Origin of the sequence: Microbispora rosea (assembly GCF_044460045.1) — a bacterium.
Lineage (GTDB): Bacteria > Actinomycetota > Actinomycetes > Streptosporangiales > Streptosporangiaceae > Microbispora > Microbispora rosea.
On the sequence record NZ_JBITJO010000008.1, the window covers coordinates 284,701 to 307,661 of the forward strand.

At 71.8% G+C, this 22,961-nt stretch carries 21 protein-coding genes and 1 tRNA gene; 13 read left to right on the forward strand and 9 right to left on the reverse strand.

The features are described 5' to 3' along the window. Positions 1-1,635 (reverse strand): IucA/IucC family protein, encoded by a 1,635-nt coding sequence (locus ACIBK1_RS30380; protein ID WP_396739097.1) that lies wholly within the window; start codon positions 1,633-1,635, stop codon positions 1-3. Then, the gene (locus ACIBK1_RS30385; protein ID WP_396739099.1) at positions 1,620-2,777 is read right to left on the reverse strand and encodes an acetyl-CoA carboxylase biotin carboxylase subunit family protein; all 1,158 of its coding nucleotides are present in this window, start codon (positions 2,775-2,777) and stop codon (positions 1,620-1,622) included. The genes ACIBK1_RS30380 and ACIBK1_RS30385 overlap by 16 nt, the downstream gene beginning before the upstream one ends. A 128-nt stretch (positions 2,778-2,905) precedes the next feature. Here ACIBK1_RS30385 and nudC point away from each other — a divergent pair, with 128 nt between their 5' ends. Then, a complete protein-coding gene (nudC, locus tag ACIBK1_RS30390; protein ID WP_030507400.1) occupies positions 2,906-3,805 on the forward strand; it encodes an NAD(+) diphosphatase in 900 nt (299 codons plus the stop codon). A 1-nt stretch (position 3,806) separates the two neighbouring features. Here nudC and ACIBK1_RS30395 read toward each other — a convergent pair whose 3' ends face one another. Further along, positions 3,807-4,046 carry a mycoredoxin gene (locus tag ACIBK1_RS30395; protein WP_030507399.1) on the reverse strand — a complete coding sequence of 80 codons (240 nt, stop codon included), beginning with the start codon at positions 4,044-4,046 and terminating at the stop codon, positions 3,807-3,809. A gap of 76 nt (positions 4,047-4,122) precedes the next feature. After that, positions 4,123-5,124 carry an alpha/beta hydrolase gene (locus ACIBK1_RS30400; protein WP_030507398.1) on the reverse strand — a complete coding sequence of 334 codons (1,002 nt, stop codon included), beginning with the start codon at positions 5,122-5,124 and terminating at the stop codon, positions 4,123-4,125. A gap of 105 nt (positions 5,125-5,229) precedes the next feature. Here ACIBK1_RS30400 and ACIBK1_RS30405 point away from each other — a divergent pair, with 105 nt between their 5' ends. The 5 genes from ACIBK1_RS30405 to ACIBK1_RS30425 all read left to right on the forward strand — a co-directional run bounded on the left by ACIBK1_RS30405 (position 5,230) and on the right by ACIBK1_RS30425 (position 9,922). Then, the gene (locus ACIBK1_RS30405; RefSeq protein WP_396739101.1) at positions 5,230-7,326 is read left to right on the forward strand and encodes an ATP-dependent DNA helicase UvrD2; all 2,097 of its coding nucleotides are present in this window, start codon (positions 5,230-5,232) and stop codon (positions 7,324-7,326) included. Positions 7,327-7,350: 24 nt separating this feature from the next. After that, the gene (locus ACIBK1_RS30410) at positions 7,351-8,247 is read left to right on the forward strand and encodes an acyl-CoA thioesterase (RefSeq protein ID WP_030507396.1); all 897 of its coding nucleotides are present in this window, start codon (positions 7,351-7,353) and stop codon (positions 8,245-8,247) included. A 524-nt stretch (positions 8,248-8,771) separates the two neighbouring features. Then, positions 8,772-9,035: a WhiB family transcriptional regulator gene (locus tag ACIBK1_RS30415; RefSeq protein WP_030507395.1), complete on the forward strand. Its 264-nt coding sequence runs from the start codon at positions 8,772-8,774 to the stop codon at positions 9,033-9,035. A gap of 41 nt (positions 9,036-9,076) precedes the next feature. Next, positions 9,077-9,259, forward strand: coding sequence for a hypothetical protein (locus ACIBK1_RS30420; protein ID WP_030507394.1), 183 nt, complete (start codon positions 9,077-9,079; stop codon positions 9,257-9,259). 261 nt (positions 9,260-9,520) lie between these two features. After that, a complete protein-coding gene (locus tag ACIBK1_RS30425; RefSeq protein ID WP_030507393.1) occupies positions 9,521-9,922 on the forward strand; it encodes a hypothetical protein in 402 nt (133 codons plus the stop codon). A gap of 16 nt (positions 9,923-9,938) precedes the next feature. On the opposite strand, the gene ACIBK1_RS30430 is transcribed toward ACIBK1_RS30425, so the two are convergent. Further along, a complete protein-coding gene (locus tag ACIBK1_RS30430; protein ID WP_396739103.1) occupies positions 9,939-11,282 on the reverse strand; it encodes an ABC1 kinase family protein in 1,344 nt (447 codons plus the stop codon). A gap of 112 nt (positions 11,283-11,394) precedes the next feature. Then, positions 11,395-12,492, reverse strand: a complete 1,098-nt coding sequence (locus tag ACIBK1_RS30435) for a ThiF family adenylyltransferase (protein ID WP_396739105.1) — start codon at positions 12,490-12,492, stop codon at positions 11,395-11,397. 200 nt (positions 12,493-12,692) lie between these two features. Here ACIBK1_RS30435 and ACIBK1_RS30440 point away from each other — a divergent pair, with 200 nt between their 5' ends. Further along, positions 12,693-13,208: a M48 metallopeptidase family protein gene (locus tag ACIBK1_RS30440; RefSeq protein ID WP_051761612.1), complete on the forward strand. Its 516-nt coding sequence runs from the start codon at positions 12,693-12,695 to the stop codon at positions 13,206-13,208. Next, complete coding sequence (locus ACIBK1_RS30445; protein ID WP_081903454.1) at positions 13,205-13,792, forward strand: glycosyltransferase family protein; 588 nt, start codon at positions 13,205-13,207, stop codon at positions 13,790-13,792. Before ACIBK1_RS30440 ends, ACIBK1_RS30445 begins: the two co-directional genes overlap by 4 nt. A gap of 15 nt (positions 13,793-13,807) precedes the next feature. Here the strand turns inward: ACIBK1_RS30445 and ACIBK1_RS30450 are convergent, their stop codons facing one another. The 3 genes from ACIBK1_RS30450 to ACIBK1_RS30460 all read right to left on the reverse strand — a co-directional run bounded on the left by ACIBK1_RS30450 (position 13,808) and on the right by ACIBK1_RS30460 (position 16,738). Continuing rightward, positions 13,808-14,815: an endonuclease/exonuclease/phosphatase family protein gene (locus tag ACIBK1_RS30450; protein ID WP_396739107.1), complete on the reverse strand. Its 1,008-nt coding sequence runs from the start codon at positions 14,813-14,815 to the stop codon at positions 13,808-13,810. 64 nt (positions 14,816-14,879) lie between these two features. Continuing rightward, on the reverse strand, positions 14,880-15,422 hold the full coding sequence (locus ACIBK1_RS30455; RefSeq protein WP_030507387.1) for an NUDIX hydrolase: 543 nt from the start codon (positions 15,420-15,422) through the stop codon (positions 14,880-14,882). A gap of 41 nt (positions 15,423-15,463) precedes the next feature. Continuing rightward, the gene (locus ACIBK1_RS30460; protein WP_396739109.1) at positions 15,464-16,738 is read right to left on the reverse strand and encodes a zinc-dependent metalloprotease; all 1,275 of its coding nucleotides are present in this window, start codon (positions 16,736-16,738) and stop codon (positions 15,464-15,466) included. A gap of 82 nt (positions 16,739-16,820) precedes the next feature. Between ACIBK1_RS30460 and ACIBK1_RS30465 the strand changes: the two genes are divergently transcribed. The 5 genes from ACIBK1_RS30465 (at position 16,821) to ACIBK1_RS30485 (ending at position 22,774) form a co-directional block, all read left to right on the forward strand. Further along, positions 16,821-17,891: an NAD-dependent epimerase/dehydratase family protein gene (locus ACIBK1_RS30465; RefSeq protein WP_030507385.1), complete on the forward strand. Its 1,071-nt coding sequence runs from the start codon at positions 16,821-16,823 to the stop codon at positions 17,889-17,891. A 27-nt stretch (positions 17,892-17,918) separates the two neighbouring features. After that, complete coding sequence (locus ACIBK1_RS30470; RefSeq protein WP_030507384.1) at positions 17,919-18,344, forward strand: molybdenum cofactor biosynthesis protein MoaE; 426 nt, start codon at positions 17,919-17,921, stop codon at positions 18,342-18,344. Positions 18,345-18,387: 43 nt separating this feature from the next. After that, a complete protein-coding gene (locus ACIBK1_RS30475) occupies positions 18,388-19,434 on the forward strand; it encodes a PDZ domain-containing protein (RefSeq protein WP_396739112.1) in 1,047 nt (348 codons plus the stop codon). 204 nt (positions 19,435-19,638) lie between these two features. Beyond that, the gene (locus tag ACIBK1_RS30480) at positions 19,639-22,599 is read left to right on the forward strand and encodes a UPF0182 family membrane protein (RefSeq protein WP_030507382.1); all 2,961 of its coding nucleotides are present in this window, start codon (positions 19,639-19,641) and stop codon (positions 22,597-22,599) included. 98 nt (positions 22,600-22,697) lie between these two features. After that, positions 22,698-22,774: transfer RNA gene (locus tag ACIBK1_RS30485), tRNA-Met, on the forward strand. Positions 22,775-22,961: the final 187 nt, after the last annotated feature.

Consider the following 22,961-nt stretch of genomic DNA (forward strand, 5'->3'; position numbering starts at 1 on the left):
TCAGGCACCCCTCAGGTAGTTGGGGCCGGTCGTGCCGTAGAACTTGTTGACGTCCCTGGCCCCGGTGCGGTCCTTGGCGACGAGCGTCCCGGCGACGACCATCGACTTGCCGGTGAGGCGGGCGGCCTCCAGCGTGCGAGCCCGCAGCAGCCGGGCCATCGGGTCGTCCCCGTACGGCTCCAGCGCGGCCGTCAGCGCCCGTCCGACGAGCCTGGCGGCGGAGCCGGGCAGCGCGCCGTGGGCCACGGCCATGGCGGCCAGGTGCAGGGTGATCGTCACGAAGACGTCGGCGAGCGCGTACGGGTCGTCGGTCAGCATGCGCTCGTCGCCGAAGCCGGGCGCCTCGATCCCCGCCGCGTGCAGCCTCCGGGGTGAGGCCAGCAGCCCGTCGTTGTCCTTCACCAGCAGCCGCATGGGCCCGTCGCCGAACACCAGCGCGAGGTTCTGCTGGTGGGCCTCCAGCGCGACGCCGTACCGGACGAACAGAGTGACGTTCCACGCGAGCAGCGCCGTGAGGTAGTCGCGCAGCAGCGCCTCCACGTCGCCGCCGTGGCGGCGCTCGGCCACCTCGTGCAGGACGAGCCGCCGGCCGCCGCCCCCCTCCGACGGCTGGGGCAGCGGCGCGAGCAGGGCGGCGACCGGCACGATCTCCCCTACGGGCAGGTCGCGGACGAGCCAGCCCAGGTATTCGTGCTCCGCGTGCCCGTAGGTCTGCTCGCCGGCCAGGCAGACCCGCAGGCCGGGTTCGCGCGCCAGGATCGCGCGCAGCAGCGACTCGGCCAGCGCGCCGTCCCGCAGGGTGCCCGGTCTGATCGACCGGCGGTTGCGCAGGCCCAGCGTGCTGGCCGGGAGTGGCACCTTGAGATGGACGCGCTCGGAGACCTCGACCGTCCGGGTCGACAGGGTGGGCCGCACGACCAGGTGGGGCGCGGGCGCGGCCAGCAGCCCGGGAAGCCCGGCCACCAGCGGCTCCGTCAGCGGGTGGACGGGGAGGAGCACGTGCGTGGGGGCGAGATCGGGCGGCAGCCCCACGTCACGCGGCGTGGGCCACCAGCCGGGGAGGTCCGGCCGCGAGAGCGTCACCCGCTCGCGCGGCGCCGCCGCCCACCGCATCGTGAACTCCGGGGCGAACTCGGGCGCGTACGCCGCCAGGTCGCCGGGGGAGATCCCGAGGCGGCAGCGGGCCGTCGGATAGAGCGGGTGGTCCACCGACGCGGCCAGCGACTCATAGCGGATGAGGCCGCGACGCCCGCGCAGCCGCCGGGCCACCTCGCCGCGCATCCGGTGGTGGGCCTCCAGGGCCGCGAGCGCCTCGTGGCACTCCCGCTCGAAGGCGGCGACCCCCTCGGCGTCGGCGGGGTGGGCGACGGCCCGGAGCGTCTCCAGCACCTCCGCCAGGCGCAGGCGCTCGTACGGGGCCGTGGCGAAGTCCTGGAACGGGCTGCCCGCGGCGAGCCCCACCCGCCGTCCCGAGGCGAGGACGATCGCGACCCCGTCCTTGTCGTGGGTGACCCTGGCGGAGATTCCGGCGTAGTCCTCCCGCAGCAGGGCGTTCAGCACCCGCGCGGCCAGGTAGTGCTCCCCGCCCGTGGACTCACGGTGATCGCGCGTCGCCGGGATCATGCGAGCACCCAAGGGTGCTCCTTCTTGAAGGCGTCGATCGCGGTGTCGACGCTCGCGTGGTCCGGGCCGACGGCGCGGAGCAGGCCGAGGTAGTCGCGGTTCGTGCCCGTCACCTCGACGTGATCGCCGATCCGCCGCAGTGCCCGGTGCCAGAGCCGTACGCCGTCCTTGTGCGTGGAGAGGTCCGGCGGAGCGCCGGCGACCGTGCCGGAGCGCTCGGCCACGAGGCTCACCACGGATCCGTACGCCGCGCGCAGACCGTCGAGATCGAAGGAGGACAACGGTTCGCCCGCGTGGACGCGCAGGATCCACTGGTGCAGGGGCGCCCCGAGCAGGTCGGCCAGCAGGAAGTCGCAGGTGTCGCCGATCAGCCGATAGTTGATCTCGATGACGCGGGGGCCGTCCCGGGTGACGGCATACTCGGTGTGGCACACGCCGAAGCCGGCCCCGGCCGCGTCGAGCGCCGCGCCCAGGTGGGCCAGGTGGGCCGCGTCGGGAGGCCGCCAGTCGAGGCGCTCCTCCACGAAGTGCGGCAGCGGGCCGAGTGTGGTGGCGAATCCGCCCAGCACGCGCCGGGTGCCGCCGTCGCCGAGCGTCTCCAGCGTGCGCACCGGCCCGTCGAGGAACTCCTCCGCGACCAGGACCTCCTCCGGCCGCCGCTCCCTCGTCGCCGCGACGGCGGCGGCCAGCGCGTCCGGGCCGTCCACCAGCACGACGTCCTCGCTGGCCACGCCCTGCGCGGGCTTGACCACCACCGGGTACGGCAGACCCTCCGGCAGTCCCGCGCCGGGAGGGATCCGTACGGACCTGACCGGTTCGACGGCGGCGAGGGCACGGCGGGTGAGCGCCTTGTTCTTGGCGGTGACGCAGGCCCGCCAGTCCTTGCCGGGCAGGCCGAAATACTCGGCGGCGAGCGCGGTGGCGGCCTGGAGGTGGTCGGAGTTGGAGAAGATCACGTCGGGCCGGTGGTGGGCGGCCACCGCGTCGACCACCGCACGGAAGTCGCGGACGTCCGCCGCCACGACGTCGTGGCCCGGATACCGATCAGGCTGGTCGGTGAGTATCGTCACGTCCCAGCCCAGCGCGGCCGCGGCGGGGAGGAACCCGCCGGTCACCGAATCGGTCGGGTTGAGCGTGGTGAGGTACAGCCGCACCGGCCCTCCATAGGTAAGGCTAACCTAAGTAAGCGCATCCTAGCCGGGACCCCGATCATTTGACCGGCGAACGGAAAAGGGCGGGGAGATTGCCGGGGCGGCGCCAGTGGAAGGATGACGGCGTGGAAATCGCGGACGGACTGCTCGGACCCCTGCTCCTGGCGCGCAGCGCCATCGACCGATCGGCGGCCCTGCGCGGCGACGAGGAATGGCTGCGACAGGCGTGGGAGGCGGAGAAGACGCGCGTCCTCCTCATTCACGACGGCCGCACGCTGGTCCGCCGCTTTACCGACGGCGCGGCCCTGGTGCTCACCTCGCCGGCCGAGGCGCCGGAGGGCACCCGCTACCTGCTGGGCGTGGACGAGGACGGCGTGGCCTACTTCGCCGTCAACACGCCGCTCCCGGAGGGCGACGTCGCGGGGCTCAGGGAGGCCGCGGTGCTGCTGGACGACCGCGACGCCGGGCTGCTCGTCTACGCGGTGGCCCTGGAGGCGTGGCACTCGACACATGAGTACTGCCCCAGGTGCGGCAGCCTCACGGACGTCACCGCGTCGGGCCACATGCGGGTGTGCCCGCGCGACGGCAGTCAGCACTTCCCGCGCGTCGACCCCGCGGTGATCATGCTGGTGCACGACGACGAGGGCCGGATCCTGCTCGCGCGCGGCCCCGAGTGGCCCCGAGGCCGGATGTCGGTGCTCGCCGGGTTCGTCGAGCCGGGGGAGTCGCTGGAGCACGCGGTGGCCCGCGAGGTCCTGGAAGAGGTGGGCGTCGCCGTCACCGCGCCGCGGTATCTCGGCAGCCAGCCCTGGCCGTTCCCGCGCAGCCTGATGCTCGGGTTCTTCGCCCGCGCCGTCACCACCGACCTGCGTCCCGACCTGGAGGAGATCGCCGAGGCCCGCTGGCTCTCCCGGGAGGAGCTGGAGACCCAGGTGCGGTCGGGCGACCTGGTGCTGCCCGGCCAGGTCTCGATCGCCCGGAGGCTGATCGAGACCTGGTACGGAGCGCCGATCCCCGACACCGACTGGTGAGTCAGCAGGCGCCTTCGAGGTGCCGCTTCACCTCGGCGACCGAGGGGTTGGTCATGGTGTGGCAGTCCGCGACCACGGTGGGGACGACCTGGTTGCCGTTGTTCACGCTCGCGACGAAGTCCGCGGCGTCCGGGTGGCGCTCGATATCCACCTCGCTGAAGACGATGCCCTCCCGGGTGAGCTGGCTCTTCAGCCGCTTGCAGGGGCCGCACCAGCTCGTGGTGTAAACCGTCAGCGCCATCTGTCGTCCCTTCCGTGCGCATCACTGTTGCCGAGAGCAGTCATGGCAACATCGTGAGCGCGCCGCATGTTCCCGGCTATCCGGCGACGCGGCCCAGCCGGGCGACGATCCAGGACTGGACGGTCTCGGCGACCCCCGGCTCCCGGTACAGCGGGGAGCTGTGCTGGGTGCCGGCCATGGTCTTGACGATCATCCGGACCCCGACGCTCGCCAGCGAATCCTTGAGCATCTCGCTCTGGTACGGCGGGACGAACTCCTCCGAAGAGTGGAAGGCGAGCATCGGCGGGTCGCCGGGCGAGGCGTGGAACGGCACCTCCATGCTCGACCAGATGCGCGGGCACTTGGCGGGCGTGCAGCCGCCGGCCAGCTTGATGGCCGCCTTGCGCAGCTTCTGCTGCTCCTTGGTGCCGAACGCGCTGCCGTCCGCGAACGCGGAAAGCGGCGAGACGGGCGGGGAGATCCCGACGACGCCGCGCAGGCCCGGCCGGCCGTCGCCGTACGCGCCGACGGCGGCGGCGAGGTGGCCGCCGGCGGAGAACCCGACCAGGACGTAGCGGCCGGGGTCGGTGTTGAAGGACGCGGCGTGCCTGCGCACGGCGCTGACGGCGGTCAGGACGTCGGTGCGCTGCGCCGGCCAGGCCGCGTCGCCCGACAGCCGGTAGTCGAGGTTCACGACCGTGTAGCCGAGCTCGGAGTAGCTGCGGCTGATCGACTTCATGTACTTCTTGTCGCCCCCGGACCACCAGCCGCCGTGGATGACGAACACGGCCGGGCGCCGCGGTCCGGTGGTGTGCCACCACACGTCCATGGTCTGGCGCGCGTGCGAACCGTACGCGTAGGTGTGGATCCGTACGTCGGGCGGCGCGAGCGCCGACGACGGCGAGGCCGACGGAGACGGCGAGGAGGAGGGCGACGGGCTCGCGGAGGGCCGAGCCGGGGGCCGAGCCGAGGGCCGCGCGGAGGGCGTCGCGGACGGGTTGGGGGAAGCGGAGGGACGGTGGACGGGGGCGCCCGCCGAGGTGGCCGCCTGGGCGTCCGGCGGGGCGAGCATGAGGGTGGCGAGGGCGGCGGCACCCATGCCTAAGACAGTTCGGACCGCGGTGGCCACGGTGTGTTCCTCCCCGATGTCGCGTCGTGCGCCGACCGGTCCCCGGGACACGCTCGGTCGGCTGCTGGAAGGATGATGCCAGTAACAACGTCCGCAACGCATGTTGGGAGCCGTTCCTTGGACGTCCTCGACGGTCTGGATCCCGAGCAGCGCGAGGTCGCCCAGGCGGTGCGCGGACCGGTGTGCGTGCTCGCCGGCGCGGGGACCGGAAAGACCCGCGCCATCACCCACCGCATCGCGTACGCCGTGCAGACCGGGGTCGTCGAGCCGCAGGGTGTGCTCGCCGTGACCTTCACGACCCGCGCGGCGGCCGAGCTCAAGCAGCGGCTGCGCGGCCTCGGGGCGGCCGGCGTGCAGGCCCGCACGTTCCACGCGGCGGCCCTGCGCCAGCTCAGCTACTTCTGGCCGCGGGTGATCGGCGGCGACCCGCCGCAGGTGGTCGAGTCGAAGCTGCCGCTGCTCGTGGAGGCGGCCAGGCGCCTGCGCAGGAACCCCGACCGCGGCGAGCTGCGCGACGTCGCGAGCGAGATCGAGTGGGCGAAGGTCACCCAGGTCGGTCCCGAGGACTACCCCGCCGCCGCGGTCAAGGCGCGGCGCACGCCGCCGATCGCACCCGAGGAGGTGGCGCGGCTGTACGAGGGGTACGAGAGCCTGCGCCGCCAGCGCAACCTGATCGACTTCGAGACGATCCTGGAGCTCACGGCGGCCGTGATGACCGAGCACCGCGAGGTCGCGGCGCAGATCCGCCAGCAGTACCGCTATTTCGTGGTCGACGAGTTCCAGGACGTCAACCCGCTGCAGAAGCTGCTGCTCGACACCTGGCTGGGCGGGCGCGACGACGTGTGCGTGGTGGGCGACCCCAACCAGACGATCTATTCGTTCACCGGCGCGACGCCCCACTATCTGACCAACTTCGCCGTCGAGCACCCCTCGGCGGCCGTGATCAGGCTGGTGCGCGACTACCGCTCGACCCCGCAGGTGGTGACGCTGGCCAACCGCGTCATGGCGCGCTCGCCCCACCGGCTGGAACTGGTCGCCCAGCGGCCGGACGGTCCCGAGCCGGTCTTCACGGAGTATGACGACGAGCAGGCCGAGGCGCTCGGCGTCGCGCTCACGGTCAAGAAGCTGATGGCCGACGGCGTGCCCACCCGCGAGATCGCGGTGCTGTTCCGGGTCAACGCCCAGTCAGAGGCGTACGAGCAGGCGTTCACCGACGCCGGCGTGCCCTACCTGCTGCGCGGGGCGGAGCGGTTCTTCGAGCGGCCCGAGGTGCGCCAGGCCGTGGTGCTGCTGCGCGGCGCGGCCCGGTCGTCGGCCGACGAGCCGCTCGCGCCCGCCGTGCACGCGATCCTGTCGGGCATCGGGCTCACCGCCGAGCCGCCCGGGGGCGGCAAGGCCAGGGAGAAGTGGGAGTCGCTCAAGGCGCTCGCCGACCTGGCCGAGGACATGGCGGCCGACGGCGCCGACCTGCCCCGGTTCGTCGGCGAGCTGGAGCGCAGGGCCATGGAGCAGCACGCGCCGCCGGTCGAAGGCGTGACGCTCGCCTCCCTGCACGCCGCCAAGGGCCTGGAGTGGGACGCGGTCTTCCTCGTCGGCCTCACCGACGGCATGGTCCCGATCGTCTACGCGGAGACGCCGGACCAGATCGAGGAGGAGCGGCGGCTGCTGTACGTCGGGATCACCCGGGCCCGCGAGCACCTGCACATGTCGTGGGCGCTCGCCCGTTCGCCGGGAGGCCGCCGCGCCCGCAGGCCCTCGCGCTTCCTCGACGGGCTGTCCCCGCGTACGGCGAGCGTGGCCCGGGCCGACCGGCCGGGAGGCGCGGGCGGACGGGCGAAGCGGTCGGCGGCGCCGCTGCACTGCCGGATCTGCGGCAAGACGCTCTCCGTCGCGGCCGAGCAGAAGCTGGGCCGCTGCGCGACGTGCCCCGCGGACTACGACGAGGCCCTGCTCGAACGGCTCAAGACGTGGCGCACGGCGGCGGCGAAGGAGGCCAAGGTGCCGGCGTACGTCGTCTTCACGGACGTCACCCTCCAGGCCATCGCCGAGCGGGCGCCCGCCTCCGAGGAGGACCTGCTCGCGATCGCCGGAATCGGACGCGTCAAACTTGAGCGGTATGGCGACGCGGTCCTCGAGCTCTGCCGCGGCGCCGATAGTGTTACCGACGAGTAATACCCCCGTGCGCTGGAGGTTCCCGTGAACTCGGCCCTGAAGGAGCTGCTGGACCTGCTCGATCTCGAACCGATCGAGCTCGACATCTTCCGGGGGCGCAGTCCGGAGGAGCGCATCCAGCGGGTCTTCGGCGGTCAGGTGGCGGCGCAGGCGCTCGTGGCGGCCGGCCGTACGGTGCCGTCCGACCGGATGGTCCACTCGCTGCACGCCTACTTCATCCGGCCGGGGGACCCGGCCGTCCCGATCGTCTACAACGTCGAGCGGGTGCGCGACGGGCGGTCGTTCACCACCCGGCGCATCACGGCGATCCAGCACGGGAAGGCGATCTTCTCGATGTCGGCGTCGTTCCACATCGATGAGCCGGGCGTGAGCCACCAGGCCGTGCGCATGCCGCAGGTGCCGGATCCCGAGACCCTGCCGACCTTCCAGGAGCGGATGCTCGACGTCGTGGGCGACGAGCCGGGCTGGCGCGAGCTGCTGGCCAAGCCGCGCCCGGTGGACGCGCGGTACGTGAACGCGCTGACGTGGGAGGCCGCCCACGACCCCGCCCTGATCACCCCGGAGAACAACGTCTGGTTCCGGTACGACGCCGACCTGCCCGACGACCCGCTGCTGCACGTCGTGCTCGCGGCCTACGCCAGCGACTTCACGCTGGTGGACACGGTGCTGCTGGCCCACGGGCTCGCCTGGGGGTCCTCGGCGGTGTCCGGCGCCTCGCTGGACCACGCGATGTGGTTCCACCGGCCCTTCCGGGCCGACGAATGGCTGCTGTACGCCCAGGAGTCGCCCTGGTCGGGGGCGGCGCGCGGGCTCGCCCGCGGGCAGATGTTCACCGCCGCCGGGGAGCTCGCCGTATCCGTGGTCCAGGAGTGCCTCATCCGGGTGTCGCCCGCGCTGCACGCCGGTGTCACGAAGTCGTGAAAATCGCAGGTAGAAAATAGGTTGCCCACCCTGCCGCGGCGGTTTAGGGTCTTGGACAAGTCAGCCGGACGCTTCGCTCCGGCACGATCGCACTGAAATGGAGGTGAGTCCAGTGAGGAACATAACGACATCCCGCACGCTGTGGCTCGCCTCCGCATGCCCGGCCGCCATTGTCATGCCGACGAAACTGCGGCGTGGCGGGGCCGCCTCTGCCCAGACTCCGGTGACCGGAGTCCCGGGCTCGGCCGCCTTCGGCGCGTTCGCCCGCCTGGCCAGCCACCGCAACCCCGTCCAGCGTCCGGTCTATGTGCACCGGCCGATGGGCGATGAGCAGATCCGCGCCGCCGCTCGCGGCGGTGCGCAGGGTCCGCACGATGCCTGGAGAGGACCAGTCATACCCTGACCGGTCTCCACCTCCAGGCCGCGGATCCGCACTAGGATCCGCGGCCTTCTTGTTTGTCGGCCACGAATCCACACCCCAGAACGAGGACACCCAGACCAATTCATTCAAAGAGGTGACGCAGATGGCGGCCCCGGTCATGGACCTGATCGAAGCCGAAATCCCCTGTCGTACCGAGCCCGACCTGTGGTTCGCCGAGTCTCCCGAGGACGTGGAGTTCGCCAAGGCGCTCTGCGGCGGCTGCCCGATCCAGAAGGCCTGCCTGGCCCGCGCGCTGGAGCGCGAGGAGCCGTGGGGCGTGTGGGGCGGGGAGCTCATCCTGCGGGGGGTCGTCGTGCCCCGCAAGCGTCCCCGTGGGCGCCCGCGCAAGTCTCCTGTCGCCGCCTGACCAGCAGCAACCACAGCAATTCCGGAAGGAACCGATTTCAGATGAGCATCTCCCCGACCACCGCCCTGTATCTGCACCAAGAACTGGCGCATGAGCGAATACGAAACCTCCACCGCGAGGCTGCGGAGGAGCGGCTGGCCGGCCGTATCAGGAGCGTGCAGAGGGCACGCCGGCAGGCCGAGCGCGCGTCCCGGCGGCTGAGCTCCGCGCTGGCGCGCATGTGACGCGAGCCTGACGCGACAACCGGCGAAGTGAACCGATGACGAAGGCCCGGGCCCGGCTGACGGCCCGGGCCTTCGGCCGTCCTCGTAAAGATGAGATCACCGAACGCACAGGAGATCGCCTGCCGCGGGAGCGGGCGAGGACCACGGGGTATGAGCCGGAGCGCCGCCCCAGGCCGGATGGTCACGGGCGGCGGGCGAAGTGGTGCACTAGCGGTGGGTGGGACTCGGATGGGCGACCGTACGTCAGGCGCACGTGATCTCGTGGCGGGTGCGCGACGGCTCGCCGTCACCGCGCTCGTCGTCGGACTGTGGGGTTCGGTCACGCCGGGGGCCGAGGCCGCGCCGATCGCCGGAACACTCCGGGTGGCCCGTCACGGCAACGGCCACGGCGACGGGGACGGCCACGGCGCGACGCAGATTACCGGGGGCACCAACACGTCGAACTCGCCCACCATCAAGAGCCCGCCCAAGCAGATATCGGGGGGCCGGCGCAACGTGAACGCCCCCGCGGCCAACAGCGCCGTCACCTTCGCCGGCGTCCAGCAGGTGTCGAGCGTCAGCGTCTTCACCAACACCCTCAACGGCAACTGCAAGCGAGGGATCAAGAGCTGCGTCATCAACCAGAACCTGCGGACGGTCGAGAGCCGGGGCGGCGGCCGATAGCGCGGAGCGCGCCGGCTCAGGTCAGGGCGAGCGCGCTGTCCTCGGATTCGCCCGTCTCGTCGGCGAAGCCCGGCACCCAGCGCACCACCTCGTCCCGGAAGCGGGCGGTGGCGCCGAGCTGGCACAGCACGCCGACGCCGGCCGCGTGCACGCGGTGGATCAGCACGTACGACGCGGGCAGGTTGAGCTGGCGAACCACGCTGTTCGACCGCAGGTCGGCCACGGTCGCCGCCTGCTCCCGCAGCCACTCCCTGCTGAAGGCGAACTCCTCGACCCGGGTCGGCTCGACGTACGGCGCGAGGAAGGCCCGCAGGGCGTCGACGTCGACCTCGATGTGGGGGCGGATGAACCCTTCCGCACGCAGCCCGCGCTCGACGGCGCCCATGTCGCCCTGGTTGAAGATGCGCGTGAGCCTGCCGAAGGCGACGGGGTAGCCGTCGGGCATGCGGTTGACCGCCCCGAAGTCCAGCACGCCGAGCCGCCCGTCCTCCAGCAGCCAGAAGTTGCCGGGGTGCGGGTCGGCGTGCAGCATCCCGACCCGGGCGGGGGAGCAGAACAGGAAGCGGACGAACAGCAGGCCGGCGTGGTTGCGTTCCTCCTGGGTGCCGTCGGCGATGATCCTGGAGAGCGGGGTTCCCGTCATCCACTCGGAGACGAGGATCTGCTCGTTGGCCGCGATCACGGCGGGCACGTGGAAGTCCGGGTCGTCGCGGAACTCCTCGGCGAACGCCTGCTGGGCCTCGGCCTCCTTGAGGTAGTCGAGCTCCTCGGCCACCCGCTCCTTCAGCTCGGCCAGCACCGGCTTGATGTCCAGGCCGGGCAGCAGCGCGCCGAAGAGCTTGCCGAGCCGCGCGAGCTGGTTGAAGTCGGAGATGAGCGCCTTGCCCGCCCCCGGATACTGGATCTTCACGGCGACCGGGCGGCCGTCGTGCCATACGGCGCGGTGCACCTGCCCGATGGACGCCGCGGCGCTCGGCCGGTCGTCGAACTCCAGGAAGTTCTCCCGCCAGTCGTCGCCCAGCTGCTCGGTCAGGACCCGGTGGACGGTGGCGGCCGGAAGCGGCGGCGCGGCGTCCTGCAGGCGTGTCAGCGTCGCCCGGTACGGCCCGGCGATCTCGGGCGGCAGCGCGGCCTCGAAGATCGACAGGGCCTGGCCGAGCTTCATCGCCCCGCCCTTGAGCTCGCCGAGCACCTTGAAGACCTGGTCGGCCGTACGTTTCTGGATCTCCTGGGCGACGATCTCCGCGGAGGCGCCACCGAGCCGCCTGCCCAGGCCGAGCGCGGTGCGGCCGGCGAACCCGAGAGGGAGTGTCGCGAGCTTCGCCGAGCGGGTCACGGCGCGGTGGGGAAGGTCACTCACACGACCATTGTCGGCGATGAAGAGTGCTTTCGACCACAATTTCCGATCGAGCGGGCACCCCGGCTCCGGCGGGCGCGACCCTCCCGGGGGAATAGGCGGTCTATGAGATTGGTCACATCGTCACTGCCGTGACGGGAGTATCCGCCGGTGAGAGGCGTGCCGCGCCGGTCGGGTCGCTCGGGACGCAGCCGCAGTCGGAGTGCGGCTCGCAGGCGCGGTGCCGCCAGCGCCACCCGGGCGACACCTCCAGCAGGCCGCCGGGCACGCGTCCCTCGTCGAGATAGGCCAGAGCCTGACCGGCCGCCTGCGCGGCGACCAGGCAGGACAGCACCGCGTCGCAGGCGATCTCGCCCGCCGGGTAGCCCCCGAGCCGGGCGCCCACGAGCGGCCAGGAAGGATCCCGGTCACGGCGGCTGAGATCGAGGCAGCGCAGGCAGGGGGTGAGCCCGGGGACGACGAAGGGCCCCACCGAGCCGTGTCCCTCGAAGGCGCAGACCAGCAGGTGCGGCACCCCCTCGGTGACGATCTCGTGGACCAGCGTGGCGTCGAGCGGGTCGGCGGGCGCGAGGATTACGAGGTCGGGGCGCACCCCGCCGTCGGACAGGCGGGAGGCGGCCCGCCCGGGCCAGGCGTTGACGGCGGGGGAGATCCGCCGGGCCGCGAGCACGGCGGCCTCCTCGCGGGTCATCCCTGCCTCGGCGCGGCCGAGCCCGCCGGGGACCACGTCGCCCGCGGTGGCCGTGCCGGGATCGACCACGCAGATGTGGCCCACTCCCGCCGCGGCGAGCAGGGTGACGACCCGCGCGCCGACCCGGCCGGCGCCGTACACGCGGACCCGGGCCGCTCTCCGCGCGGACAGGCCGCCCATGCCGCCGTCGGTGGAGGTCAGCGCCAGCCTGTCCAGGTCGGGGCGGAGGCGGTCCCGCTCGGCGAGCGGCAGGTCGGCGAGGGGTTCCGGCCGGGCCGCGGCGTCCTCGATCAGGCCGTGCGCGGCGAGCCGGGCGACGACCTCTTGGGCGGACGCCTCGTCGAGGCCGCTGCAGGCCACCGCCTGCCTGAGGGTGCGGGCGCCGTCCAGACCGTCGATCAGGCGGCGCACGGGCGGCTCGACGCCGGTCAGCACGACGGCCCGGAGCGGGTGGACGCCGAACTGCAGCGTGCGGCCGTCCCGTTCTACCCGGCGCAGGACGGGCTTGAGGCGAGGTCTCATAGTCGCCAGACCTTGCCATACACCGGGAAGGCGCGGCGCCGGTACCTGCGGGGCTGTGGATAATTACCGGGGTGATCGTGGCCGGTGAATATCCGCAACCCCGTAGTTTTCACGCCCGCAAGGTCACGTTCGCCCGATTGACCAGGGAGAACGTGTACCACCCCCTGTGGAATTCGGCGCGTGTCGGCTACCTTTCATATGTGCCCCCCGAGACAGTCGAGGTTCGTCGGAGCGCACGACGGCGGCGAACCGTTTCCGCGTACCGCGATGGAGACAAGACCATCGTGTTGCTTCCGGCTGGTTTGAGCACGACCGACGAGGAGCAGTGGGTACGCCGCATGCTCGACCGCCTTGCGGCCAAGGAGCAGCGAAGACGCCCGAGCGACGACGACCTGCTCGAGCGGGCGGCGGAGCTGTCGGCGCGCTACCTGGACGGCAAGGCCTTGCCCACCAGTGTCCGCTGGGTGGAGAACCAGATGCACAGGTGGGGCTCGTGCACCCCCGACCACGGGACGATCAGGCTGTCGGTCCGGCTGCGGGGCATGCCGGCCTGGGTCGTCGACTACGTCATCATGCACGAGCTCGTCCACCTGCTCGTGCCGAGTCACGGCCCGCGCTTCTGGGCCCTCGTGGAGCGCTACCCTCGGGCGGAACGTGCCAGGGGTTTCCTGGAGGGCTTCTCGATGGCCGCCAACGGCTCACCGGAGGAGTGTTGACCCGGATCGCCGCGGTGCTGGTCACTCCGGGCATGGCGGACGCGGCTCCGCCCGGCGTGGACCCGGCCGAGTTCCTGACGGCGATGGCCGAGGACACCTACGAGATGGTCGCCGGGCTCGAACTGGTGCGGCCGGTGATCCTGTCGGCCGGCGTGCCGGGGCTCGAGGACATCGCCTGGCCGGGCACGCCCGTCCTGCGCATCGCCTCGCCCGCCGACGCCTTCGCCGCGCTGCCCGCCGGCGACGAGACCGCCGAGGAGGGCGTGATCGTCAGCGCCGACGCCCCCGACCTGCCGCCGCTGCTGATCGGAAAGCTCTTCCGGGAGCTCGGGCGGGCGCACCTCGCGGTCTGCCCGGCCGAGGGCGGAGGCGCCGTCGCCGTGGCGGCGCGCCTGCCGGTCCCCGGGTGGGCCGCGCCCGATCTCGACGAACCCGACGCCGTCGCGGCGATGCGCCGCCGGGCGCCGGGTCCCCGCATGGTCGCCACCGGCCCCGGCTGGCACCGGCTCAGGAAACCACAGGACGTGGCCCGACTCGATCCCGGCCTCGAGGGCTGGGACAACACCCGCGCTCTGCTGACCTGAGTCCCGCTCGGGGACTCACAGGCGTGCGGGCAGGCGAAGCTCGGCGAAGAACGCCCGGTGGTCGCTGCCCGGAACCCGGTGAACGCTTGTGCTCACCGCCGAGGCCCGCTGGTCGTACAGCACGTGGTCGATCGTGATCAACGGCGGGAACCGCCGGTTGGCGGGCCAGGTGGCGGTCAGGCCGTCGCCGGTCGCGTCGGCCGCGTCCGCGTAGCCCCGCCCGAGCACCGCGCGCAGGGCGGCGTGATCGAGGCTCGCGTTGAAGTCGCCCGCCAGGACGCGTACGACGCCGGGGGACGCGGCCGGGAGCGCCGCCAGCTCAGCGGTCCACCGGGCTGCGTGGGGACCGTTCAACGGGGCGAGGGTGTGCACGTCGACGATCTCCACGGGCGGCCCCGAGGGCAGGGCGAGCCGGGCCCTCGGCATCTTGTGGCCGCCTTCGGGCACGAAGTCGGGCGCCTCGGTGAGGGGGTGGCGCGCGTAGATCCCGCTGCCCGAGGGGCCGGGCCCGTCCTCCAGGTGCCGGTAGGGCAGCAGGCTCGCCACACCCGCCGCGTCCAGCGCCTCGACGGCCTCCGGGGTGAGCTCCTGGGTGTTGAGCACGTCCGGGTGGAGCCTGCGTACGAGGTCCACCACGGTCGCGGCGTCGCCCGCGCCGAAGAGGAGGTTGACCGTGAGGATCCGCAGCGACGGCCCGGTGGCCGTGGAGGCCGAGCCGGCCGCGCGCGGCAGGACCACGGCCGCCAGGAGGACCGACGCCGCCACCGCCACCGCGATCACTGCCGCACGGCGGGCGGCCAGCGCGATCAGCACCGCCAGGAGTGACGCGGCGGCGACGTAGGGCGTGCCCGTCATCAGTGCGACGCCCACTTCCCCAAGGGGGACGGCGCCGTCGGCCCCCGTGAGGCGGGCCGCCGCCCAGATCGCGAACGGCGCCACCGCGATCCACGCCAGGAGCGGAGGGACCCGGAGCCTGCGGCGCGGGGGAGAGACGATCTCACCGCCCACGTCCACCTTGGTCATGTGGCGACACTAACCACCGGATGCGAAACGCGATGTAAGGAGCACGTGCACGAAGCGTGCGAAGTCAGGCGCGGCACAGCGACCGGGCGCGGCGGGCCAGCCGCCGCGTGGCCTCGTCGCTCAGCTCCGGGATCTCCTCCACCGGGAACCAGCGCAGGTCGAGGGACTCCTCGCTGATCACGGCCTCGGCCCCGGGAGGCGCGACCGCGCCGTACTCGACGTCCAGATGCCAGCTGTGCGGCGGGTGGCACCAGACCTTGTGCCGGTCGAGCGCGAGCGGCCCGTCCAGCAGGGTCAGCCCGGGGATGCCCGACTCCTCGGTGGCCTCGCGCAGAGCGACCCGCGCGAGCGTGGTGTCGGACGCCTCGCAGTGCCCGCCCATGGGCAGCCACATCCCGGCCTTGGGGTGCAGGGTCAGCAGCACCCGCTCGCCGTCGTGCGACAGGACGGCCGTCGTCGCCGTGAGGTGGCCGGGAGCGCACTCGCGCCACATGGCGTCCTCGTGGCTGCGCAGGTGCGTCAGGAACTCCTCGCGGAGCCGCTCCTCCTCGGGGGTGGGCGCGACCCATCCGGCCAGTACGGCTTGCGCGTCACGATGCAGGCTCACCGGCGCAGCCTACCGACAGCCGGTGAACCTCGCGGCCGCTGCTACTCGCCGCTCTCCCCGCCGGAGCCGGGCTCCTTGGGCTCCTTGGGCTCCTCCAGAGCCGACAGGTCGAACTCGGCCTCGCCCTTCACGAACGACTCGGGGTTGTCCAGGTCGTCAGCGGTGGGCATCAGGTCGGGGTGACCCCAGACGGCGTCCCTGCCCTCGATCCCGCGCTCGTCGCCCAGGGCCTTCCACAGGGCGGCCGCCTCGCGCAGCCGTCTCGGGCGCAGCTCCAGGCCCACCAGCGTGGCGAAGGTCCGCTCGGCCGGGCCACCCGTGGCGCGGCGGCGCCGTACGGTCTCGGCCAGCGCCGCGGCGGACGGGAGCTTGCCCTCGGCGGCGGAGTCGACCACCCTGGCCACCCAGCCCTCGACCAGCGCGAGCGCGGTCTCCAGCCGGGTGAGCGCCGCCTTCTGCCGCTCGGTCTCCTCGGGCTTGAGCAGCTCGCCGCCGCCCAGGACCTCCTGGATCCTCTCGGGGTCGCTGAGGTCGAGGCCCTGGAGCTTGTCCTGCAGGGCGGACACGTCCACCGTGATGCCCTGGGCGTACTCCTCGACCGCGCCGAGCAGGTGCGCCCGCAGCCACGGCACGTGCTGGAAGAGCCGGTGGTGCGCCGCCTCGCGCAGCGCCAGGTAGAGACGGATCTCGTCGGAGGGCGTCTCCAGGCCGCTGCTGAAGGCGGCCACGCCGCCGGGCAGCAGGGCGGCGGTGTCCGACAGGGGAAGGCCGATGTCGGAGGAGCCGACCACCTCGCGGGCGAGCGAGCCGAGGGCCTGGCCGATCTGCTGGCCGACCATCATGCTGCCCATCTGCCTGAGCATGCCCATGAGCGGCCCGGCCATGGCCTGCGCCTCGGGCGGCAGGCCCGACCCGCCGAGCGTGCCGCCCATCGTCTCCACCATCTGGGCGGCGACGGGATCGCACAGCTGCTTCCAGACCGGGATCGTCTTCTCGATCCACTCCGACCGGCTCCATGCCTGCGGGGTGGTCACGCCGCTCGGCAGCGTGGTCACCTCGTTGAGCCACAGGTCGGCCAGGTTGAGGGCCTCGACGATCTGGCGTCGCTCGCCCTCCATGACGCTCGGATCGCCCTCGGCGACCACGGCGTGCCGTGCGATGTTCTTCGCCATGTCCCAGTTGACGGGCCCGGCCTCCGGTGAGGCCGACAGCATGTCGGCGAACTGCCGCATGGCCGCGGCGATCTGCTCCGGGCTGCCGAACATGGCGAACGGGTTGTCGTTGGGGTCGTTTTCGCGACCTGGCAGGTCAGTCACCGCGCCACCTCGTGCAGGATGGAGGAGTCCACATCCGCCACGTTATCCGCCGTGGGGCGGATCAGTGCAAAGTGAGGACCTCGTGCCTACCTCGAAACGCCTGCGTCCCCCCGTCGTCGCCGTCACCGGCGCCGCCTCCGGTCTCGGCCGGGCGTTCCTCGCGAAAGTGGCCTCGTCTGCGGATTTCCGCCGCGTGGTGGCCATCGACGAGCAGCGCGGCGACACCCCGGACGTCACCTGGCGGGTCCTCGACATTCGGGATCCGCTCTTGGCGAACCGGATCTCCGATGTGGACGTCCTGGTGCATCTCGGCACGGACGAGTCGCTCGACACCGATCCCGCCGAGCGCCGCCGCTACAACCTGCGCGCCGCCCAGACCGTGCTCACGGCCTGCGCCGCGGCCCGGGTGCGGCGGGTCGTGCTGGTGACGAGCGCGATGGTCTACGGCGCCGCCGCCGACAACCCGGTGCCCCTGCCCGAGGACGCCCCGGTCGCGGCCGAGCCCGACACCGGCCTGGTGGGCGACCATCTGGAGATCGAGGCCCTGGTGCGGCGGTCGCTGCGGGCGCACCCCGGCCTCGAGGTGACCGTGCTGCGGCCCGCCGCCCTGGTCGGGCCCGGCGTCGACACCGTCATCACCCGCCACTTCGAGGCGCCGCGGCTGCTCGTGGTGAAGGGCTGCCTGCCGCGCTGGCAGTTCTGCCACATCGAGGACCTGGTGTCCGCGCTGGAGGCCGCCGCCCTGGGCAGGGTCGGCGGGGTCGTGGCGGTCGGCTCCGAGGGCTGGCTGGAGATGGAGCAGGTCGAGGAGATCTCCGGCCTGAAGCGGTTCGAGCTGCCGGCGGGTGTGACGTTCGGCACCGCGCAGCGGCTGCACCGGCTCGGCATCACGCCGACCGCCGCGACCGACCTGCACTACGTGGTCTATCCCTGGGTGGTCGACGGCGTGGCGCTGCGGGAGGCGGGCTGGAAACCGGCCTGGACCAACGACGCCGCCCTGCGGGAACTGCTCGAACTGTGCGAGGGCAGGCACGCGGTCGTCGGCCGCCGCCTGTCGGGCAAGGAGGCCACGATCACCGCCGCGGGCGCGACCGTCGCGGTCATCGGCACGGCCGCGATCGTCCGCGCCGCGCGCCGCAAGCGCCGCACCTGATCCGCCGCAGGCACTACCCTCGGTGACGTGGACGTCATCCGATTGCTGGGCATTCGCGACACCCCGCTGTCCGTGGACGAGGTGCTGGGCGCGGTGGAGGACCACGCCGCCGGAGGCACGGCGGTATTCGTCGGCACCGTACGCGAGCAGGACGGCGGCAGGCCGGTGACGCTCCTGTCGTACTCGGCGCATCCGTCCGCCGAGGAGCACCTGCGCAGGGTCGCGGAGAAGGTGGCGGCCGACCACCGGGTGACGGCGCTCGCGGCCGTCCACCGGGTGGGCGACCTGCGCCTCGGGGAGATCGCCGTCGTCGTGGCGGCCGCCTGCCCCCACCGCGGCGAGGCGTTCGAGGCGTGCCGCAGGCTGATCGACGACCTCAAGCACGAGGTGCCCATCTGGAAGCACCAGGTGTTCGCCGACGGAGACACCGAGTGGGTCGGCGCCTGCGACTAGTGCACCCGAAATGCCCGGAGCCCGGAACGCATAGAGTTCGTCCATGTCCCGACGCGCTCTGACCCTGCTGGTCGCGGGTTTCCTCGCGCTCGCGTTGGCCGTGATCGGCGCCATGCTGCCGGTGCCGTACGTCGTGCTGAGCCCCGGCCCCACCGAGAACACGATCGGGGACGTCAGCGGGAAACCGGTCATCGCGATCTCGGGCCACGAGACCTATCCCACCCAGGGCAGGCTGAGCCTGGTCACCGTCGCCTACCAGGGCGGGCCCGACAACCGTCTCGACCTGCTCACCGCGCTGCGCGGCTGGCTCGACCCGACGGTCGCCGTGGTGCCGGAGGAGACGCTGTTCCCGAAGTCCACCTCGGCCCAGCAGGTCGAGGAGCAGAACACCCAGGAGATGACCGACTCGCAGCAGTCGGCCACCGCCGCCGCGCTGAACGCCCTCAAGATCCCGATCGAGAAGGTGGTCACGGTCGCCGAGACCGACAAGGGGGCGCCGGCCGACGGGAAGCTCAAGGCGGGCGACGAGATCACGGCCGTGGACGGCACGACGGTGGGCGAGCTCGCGTCCGTCGCGACGTCCGTGCAGAGCCGCAAGCCCGGCGAGCAGGTGACGTTCACGGTCAGGCGCGCCGGCGCCTCGACGCAGGTGCAGGTCGGCACTGTGGCGGGCAAGGACGGCAAGACCAAGGTCGGCGTCCAGATGCGTTCGGGCTACCGGTTCCCGTTCAAGGTCGACATCAGCGTCGGCGAGGTCGGCGGGCCGAGCGCGGGCCTGATGTTCTCGCTGGGCATCTACGACAAGCTGACGCCGGGGGCGCTCACCGGAGGCATGTCGATCGCGGGCACCGGGACGATCGACCCGGCCGGCCAGGTCGGCCCGATCGGCGGGATCGAGCAGAAGATGGTCGGCGCGCGCAAGGCCGGGGCGACGGTCTTCCTCACGCCCGCCGGCAACTGCGCCGACGCCGTCAAGGCCGTGCCCGCCGGGCTGCGCCTGGTGCGGGTCGAGACGCTGGAGGGCGCCATCAAGGCGGTCGACGCCCTGCGCGATCACGCGGGAGACGTCCCCGCCTGCCCGGCCGGTTGACCGTACGCCGCGGGCGCGGGGCCGTGACCTGCTCGTCTTGCCCGCACGTGGCGTCGTGATAACGATCAGATCTGTTACCACGACCACGCCGGTCGCGGTGTAGGTTTCCAAGCACGGACCGTTGCCCTCTGACAATCAGGGCCCTGCCAATCTGAGACAAGGGGTTGAGCGTTGAGCTTCCGGAGCCCCGGAGCCGGACGGGCGGTGCGCTTGCCCCGACGGCCGCGCCTTCTGATACCTGTGCTGATCGCCGTCGTGGCGATCGTCGTATTACTGCTGGTCTTCTCAGGGATCTACACCGACTACCTCTGGTATGACTCGGTGCACTTCTCCTCGGTGTTCTCCACGATGCTGATCACCCAGGTGGTGCTGTTCATCGTGGGCGCCGTCCTGATGATCGCCATCGTGGGCGGCAACATGGTGCTCGCGCACCGCACCCGCCCGATGTTCGGACCGGGGATGTTCGGAGCGCCGCAGGGCGCCGACCGCTACCGCGTCGCGCTCGACCCGCACCGTCGGCTGGTCTTCCTGGTCGGCATGGGCGTCCTGGCCCTGTTCACGGGCTCGTCCACGGCGGGGCTGTGGAGGACCTGGCTGCAGTTCGTGAACCGCACGCCCTTCAACGAGAAGGACGCGCAGTTCGGCCTCGACCTGTCGTTCTTCGTGTTCACGATTCCGTTCCTGCGGATGCTGCTGAACTTCCTGTTCACGGCCGTGGTGCTGTCGATCATCGCGGCCGTGGTCGTGCACTACCTGTACGGCGGGTTCCGCATCTCCTCGCCCGGCGGGGTGCACGCGACCCGGGCCGCGAGGGCGCACCTGTCGGTGCTGCTCGGCGTGTTCGTCCTGCTCAAGGCCGCGGCCTACTGGCTCGACAGGTACAGCCTGGTCTTCTCCGACCGCGGCAAGACCTTCGGCGCGTCGTACACGGACGTCCACGCGGTGCTCCCGGCCAAGGGGATCCTCGCGGTCATCTCCCTCATCTGCGCGCTGATCTTCTTCGCCGGCGTCATCCGGCCGGGCGGAATGTTCCCGGGCGTGGCGTTCGGGCTGCTCGTGCTGTCGGCCGTCCTGATCGGCACCGTGTATCCCTCGCTGGTCGAGCAGTTCCAGGTCAAGCCGAACCAGCAGAGCAAGGAGCAGGCGTACATCCAGCGCAACATCGACGCGACACGAAAAGCCTACGGAGTCGATACGGCGAAGGTCACGGAGTACAGCGCCAAGACCGACGCCGACGCCTCCGTGCTGCAGACCGAGGCGTCGGCCATCCCCGGCATGCGCCTGCTCGACCCGAGCCTGCTGTCGCCGACGTTCCAGCAGAAGCAGCAGATCAAGGGCTACTACCAGTTCCCCGAGCAGCTCGACATCGACAGGTATCCCGTCGACGGCAAGCCGCGTGACACGGTGGTGGCGGTCCGCGAGATCGGCCGCCCGCCGGACGGGCAGCGCAACTGGATCAACGACCACCTGGTCTACACGCACGGTTTCGGCTTCGTCGCCGCGCCCGGCAACAAGGTGGACAGCAGCGGCCTGCCGGAGTTCAGCGAGCGCGACATCCCGCCCGTCGGCGACCTCGGCGACTACGAGCCCCGCGTCTACTTCGGCGAGAACTCGCCCGACTACTCGATCGTCGGCGGTCCCAAGACGGGCAAGAAGAACGAGCTCGACTACCCGCAGCAGGGACAGGCGGGCGACGCACAGCAGAACAAGACCGGCCAGGTCAACAGCACCTACGAGGGCAAGGGCGGCGTCTCGGTCGGGAACTTCTTCCGCCGCCTGCTCTACGCGGTGAAGTACGGCGAGACCAACCTGCTGCTGAACTCGAACATCAACGCCGAGTCCCGCATCCTCTACAACCGCGAGCCGGTGCAGCGCATCCAGCAGGTCGCGCCGTTCCTCACGCTGGACCGCGACCCGTACCCGGCCGTGGTGGGCGGGCGGATCGTGTGGATCGTGGACGCGTACACGACCTCCGACTCCTACCCCTACTCCGAGCGCAAGAGCCTGGAGTCGCTGACCACCGACGTGCAGTCGAGCCGCCTCGGCGTGCCGCAGGTGCCCAGGGACGAGATCAACTACATCCGCAACTCGGTCAAGGCGACCGTGGACGCCTACGACGGCACGGTCACCCTGTACGCCTGGGACGAGTCCGACCCGGTGCTCAAGACCTGGGAGAAGGCCTTCGGCGGGGTCGTCAAGCCGGCCTCGCAGATCAGCGGGGAGCTGCGCGCCCACCTGCGCTACCCGGCCGACCTGTTCAAGGCCCAGCGGGAGATCCTCACCTCCTACCACGTCACCGACGCCAACGCGTTCTTCGGCGGTCAGGACTTCTGGAAGGTCCCCGAGGACCCGGCGACCGGCAAGAGCAAGCAGCCGCCGTACTACGTGACGATGAAGATGCCCGGCAGCGACACCGAGCGCTTCTCGCTGACGACCACGTTCGTGCCCAACCAGCGGCAGAACATGGCGGCGTTCATGGCGGTGGACGCGACGGCCGCCACGCCGAACCCGTCACTGGAGATCCTCCAGTTGCCGAGCACGACCGCGATCCAGGGTCCGCCACAGGCGCAGAACCTGTTCGAGTCGAACACCACGGTGTCGACCGAGCTCAACCTGCTGCGCGGCGGCGGCACCGACGTGCTGTACGGCAACCTGCTCACGCTGCCGTTCGGCAACGGCCTGCTGTACGTCGAGCCGGTCTACATCCAGCCGCGCGCGGAGACCTCGGGCAAGTATCCGACCCTCCGCCGGGTGCTCGTCCTGTACGGCGAGAAGGTCGGCTTCGGCCCCACGCTCAGCAACGCGCTGGAGCAGGTGTTCGGCGGCACCGTGGCGACGCCGCCGGACCAGATACCCGATCAGACGGCGAACCAGCCGCCCGATCAGGTGAGTCCGCCGGAGAACTCGTCCGCGCTGACGTCGGCGCTCGACCGGGCCCAGCAAGCGTACGACGCTTCGCAGAAGGCGCTGTCGTCGAACCCGCCCGACTGGAAGGCGTACGGCGACGCCCAGACCTCGCTGAAGAAGGCGCTGGACGACCTGGGCAAGCTCAAGGGCGGGACGCCCGCCTCGACGGCGTCTCCCGCCCCGAGCGCGAGCGCCAGTCCGAGTGCGAGCGGGAGTCCACCGGCCGGTGCGACTCCCAGCCCGGCACCGAGCGGCTGAGACACGAGCGGCTGAGCCCTTCCGGAGCCCCGCGTCCCCACGGGCGCGGGGCTCCGGTTTGCCTCCCGCGCGATGCCGGGATAGCCTTACAGAGCCGACGCGGGGTGGAGCAGCTCGGTAGCTCGCTGGGCTCATAACCCAGAGGTCGCAGGTTCAAATCCTGTCCCCGCTACCAAAAGATGTCGCGAGACATCGGAGAAACCCCCGGACCCACAGGTCCGGGGGTTTCTTTTCGTCCAGATTCGGCGGGGGGAGAGCCCGCCGTCGTCGAGGACGGCCTATTTCTCCCGGAAGGGCCGCGACATGACGATGTCGAGCGTGCGATGAAGGCCATGCAGGTTTGCGAGGCGGCCTGAGCGAAT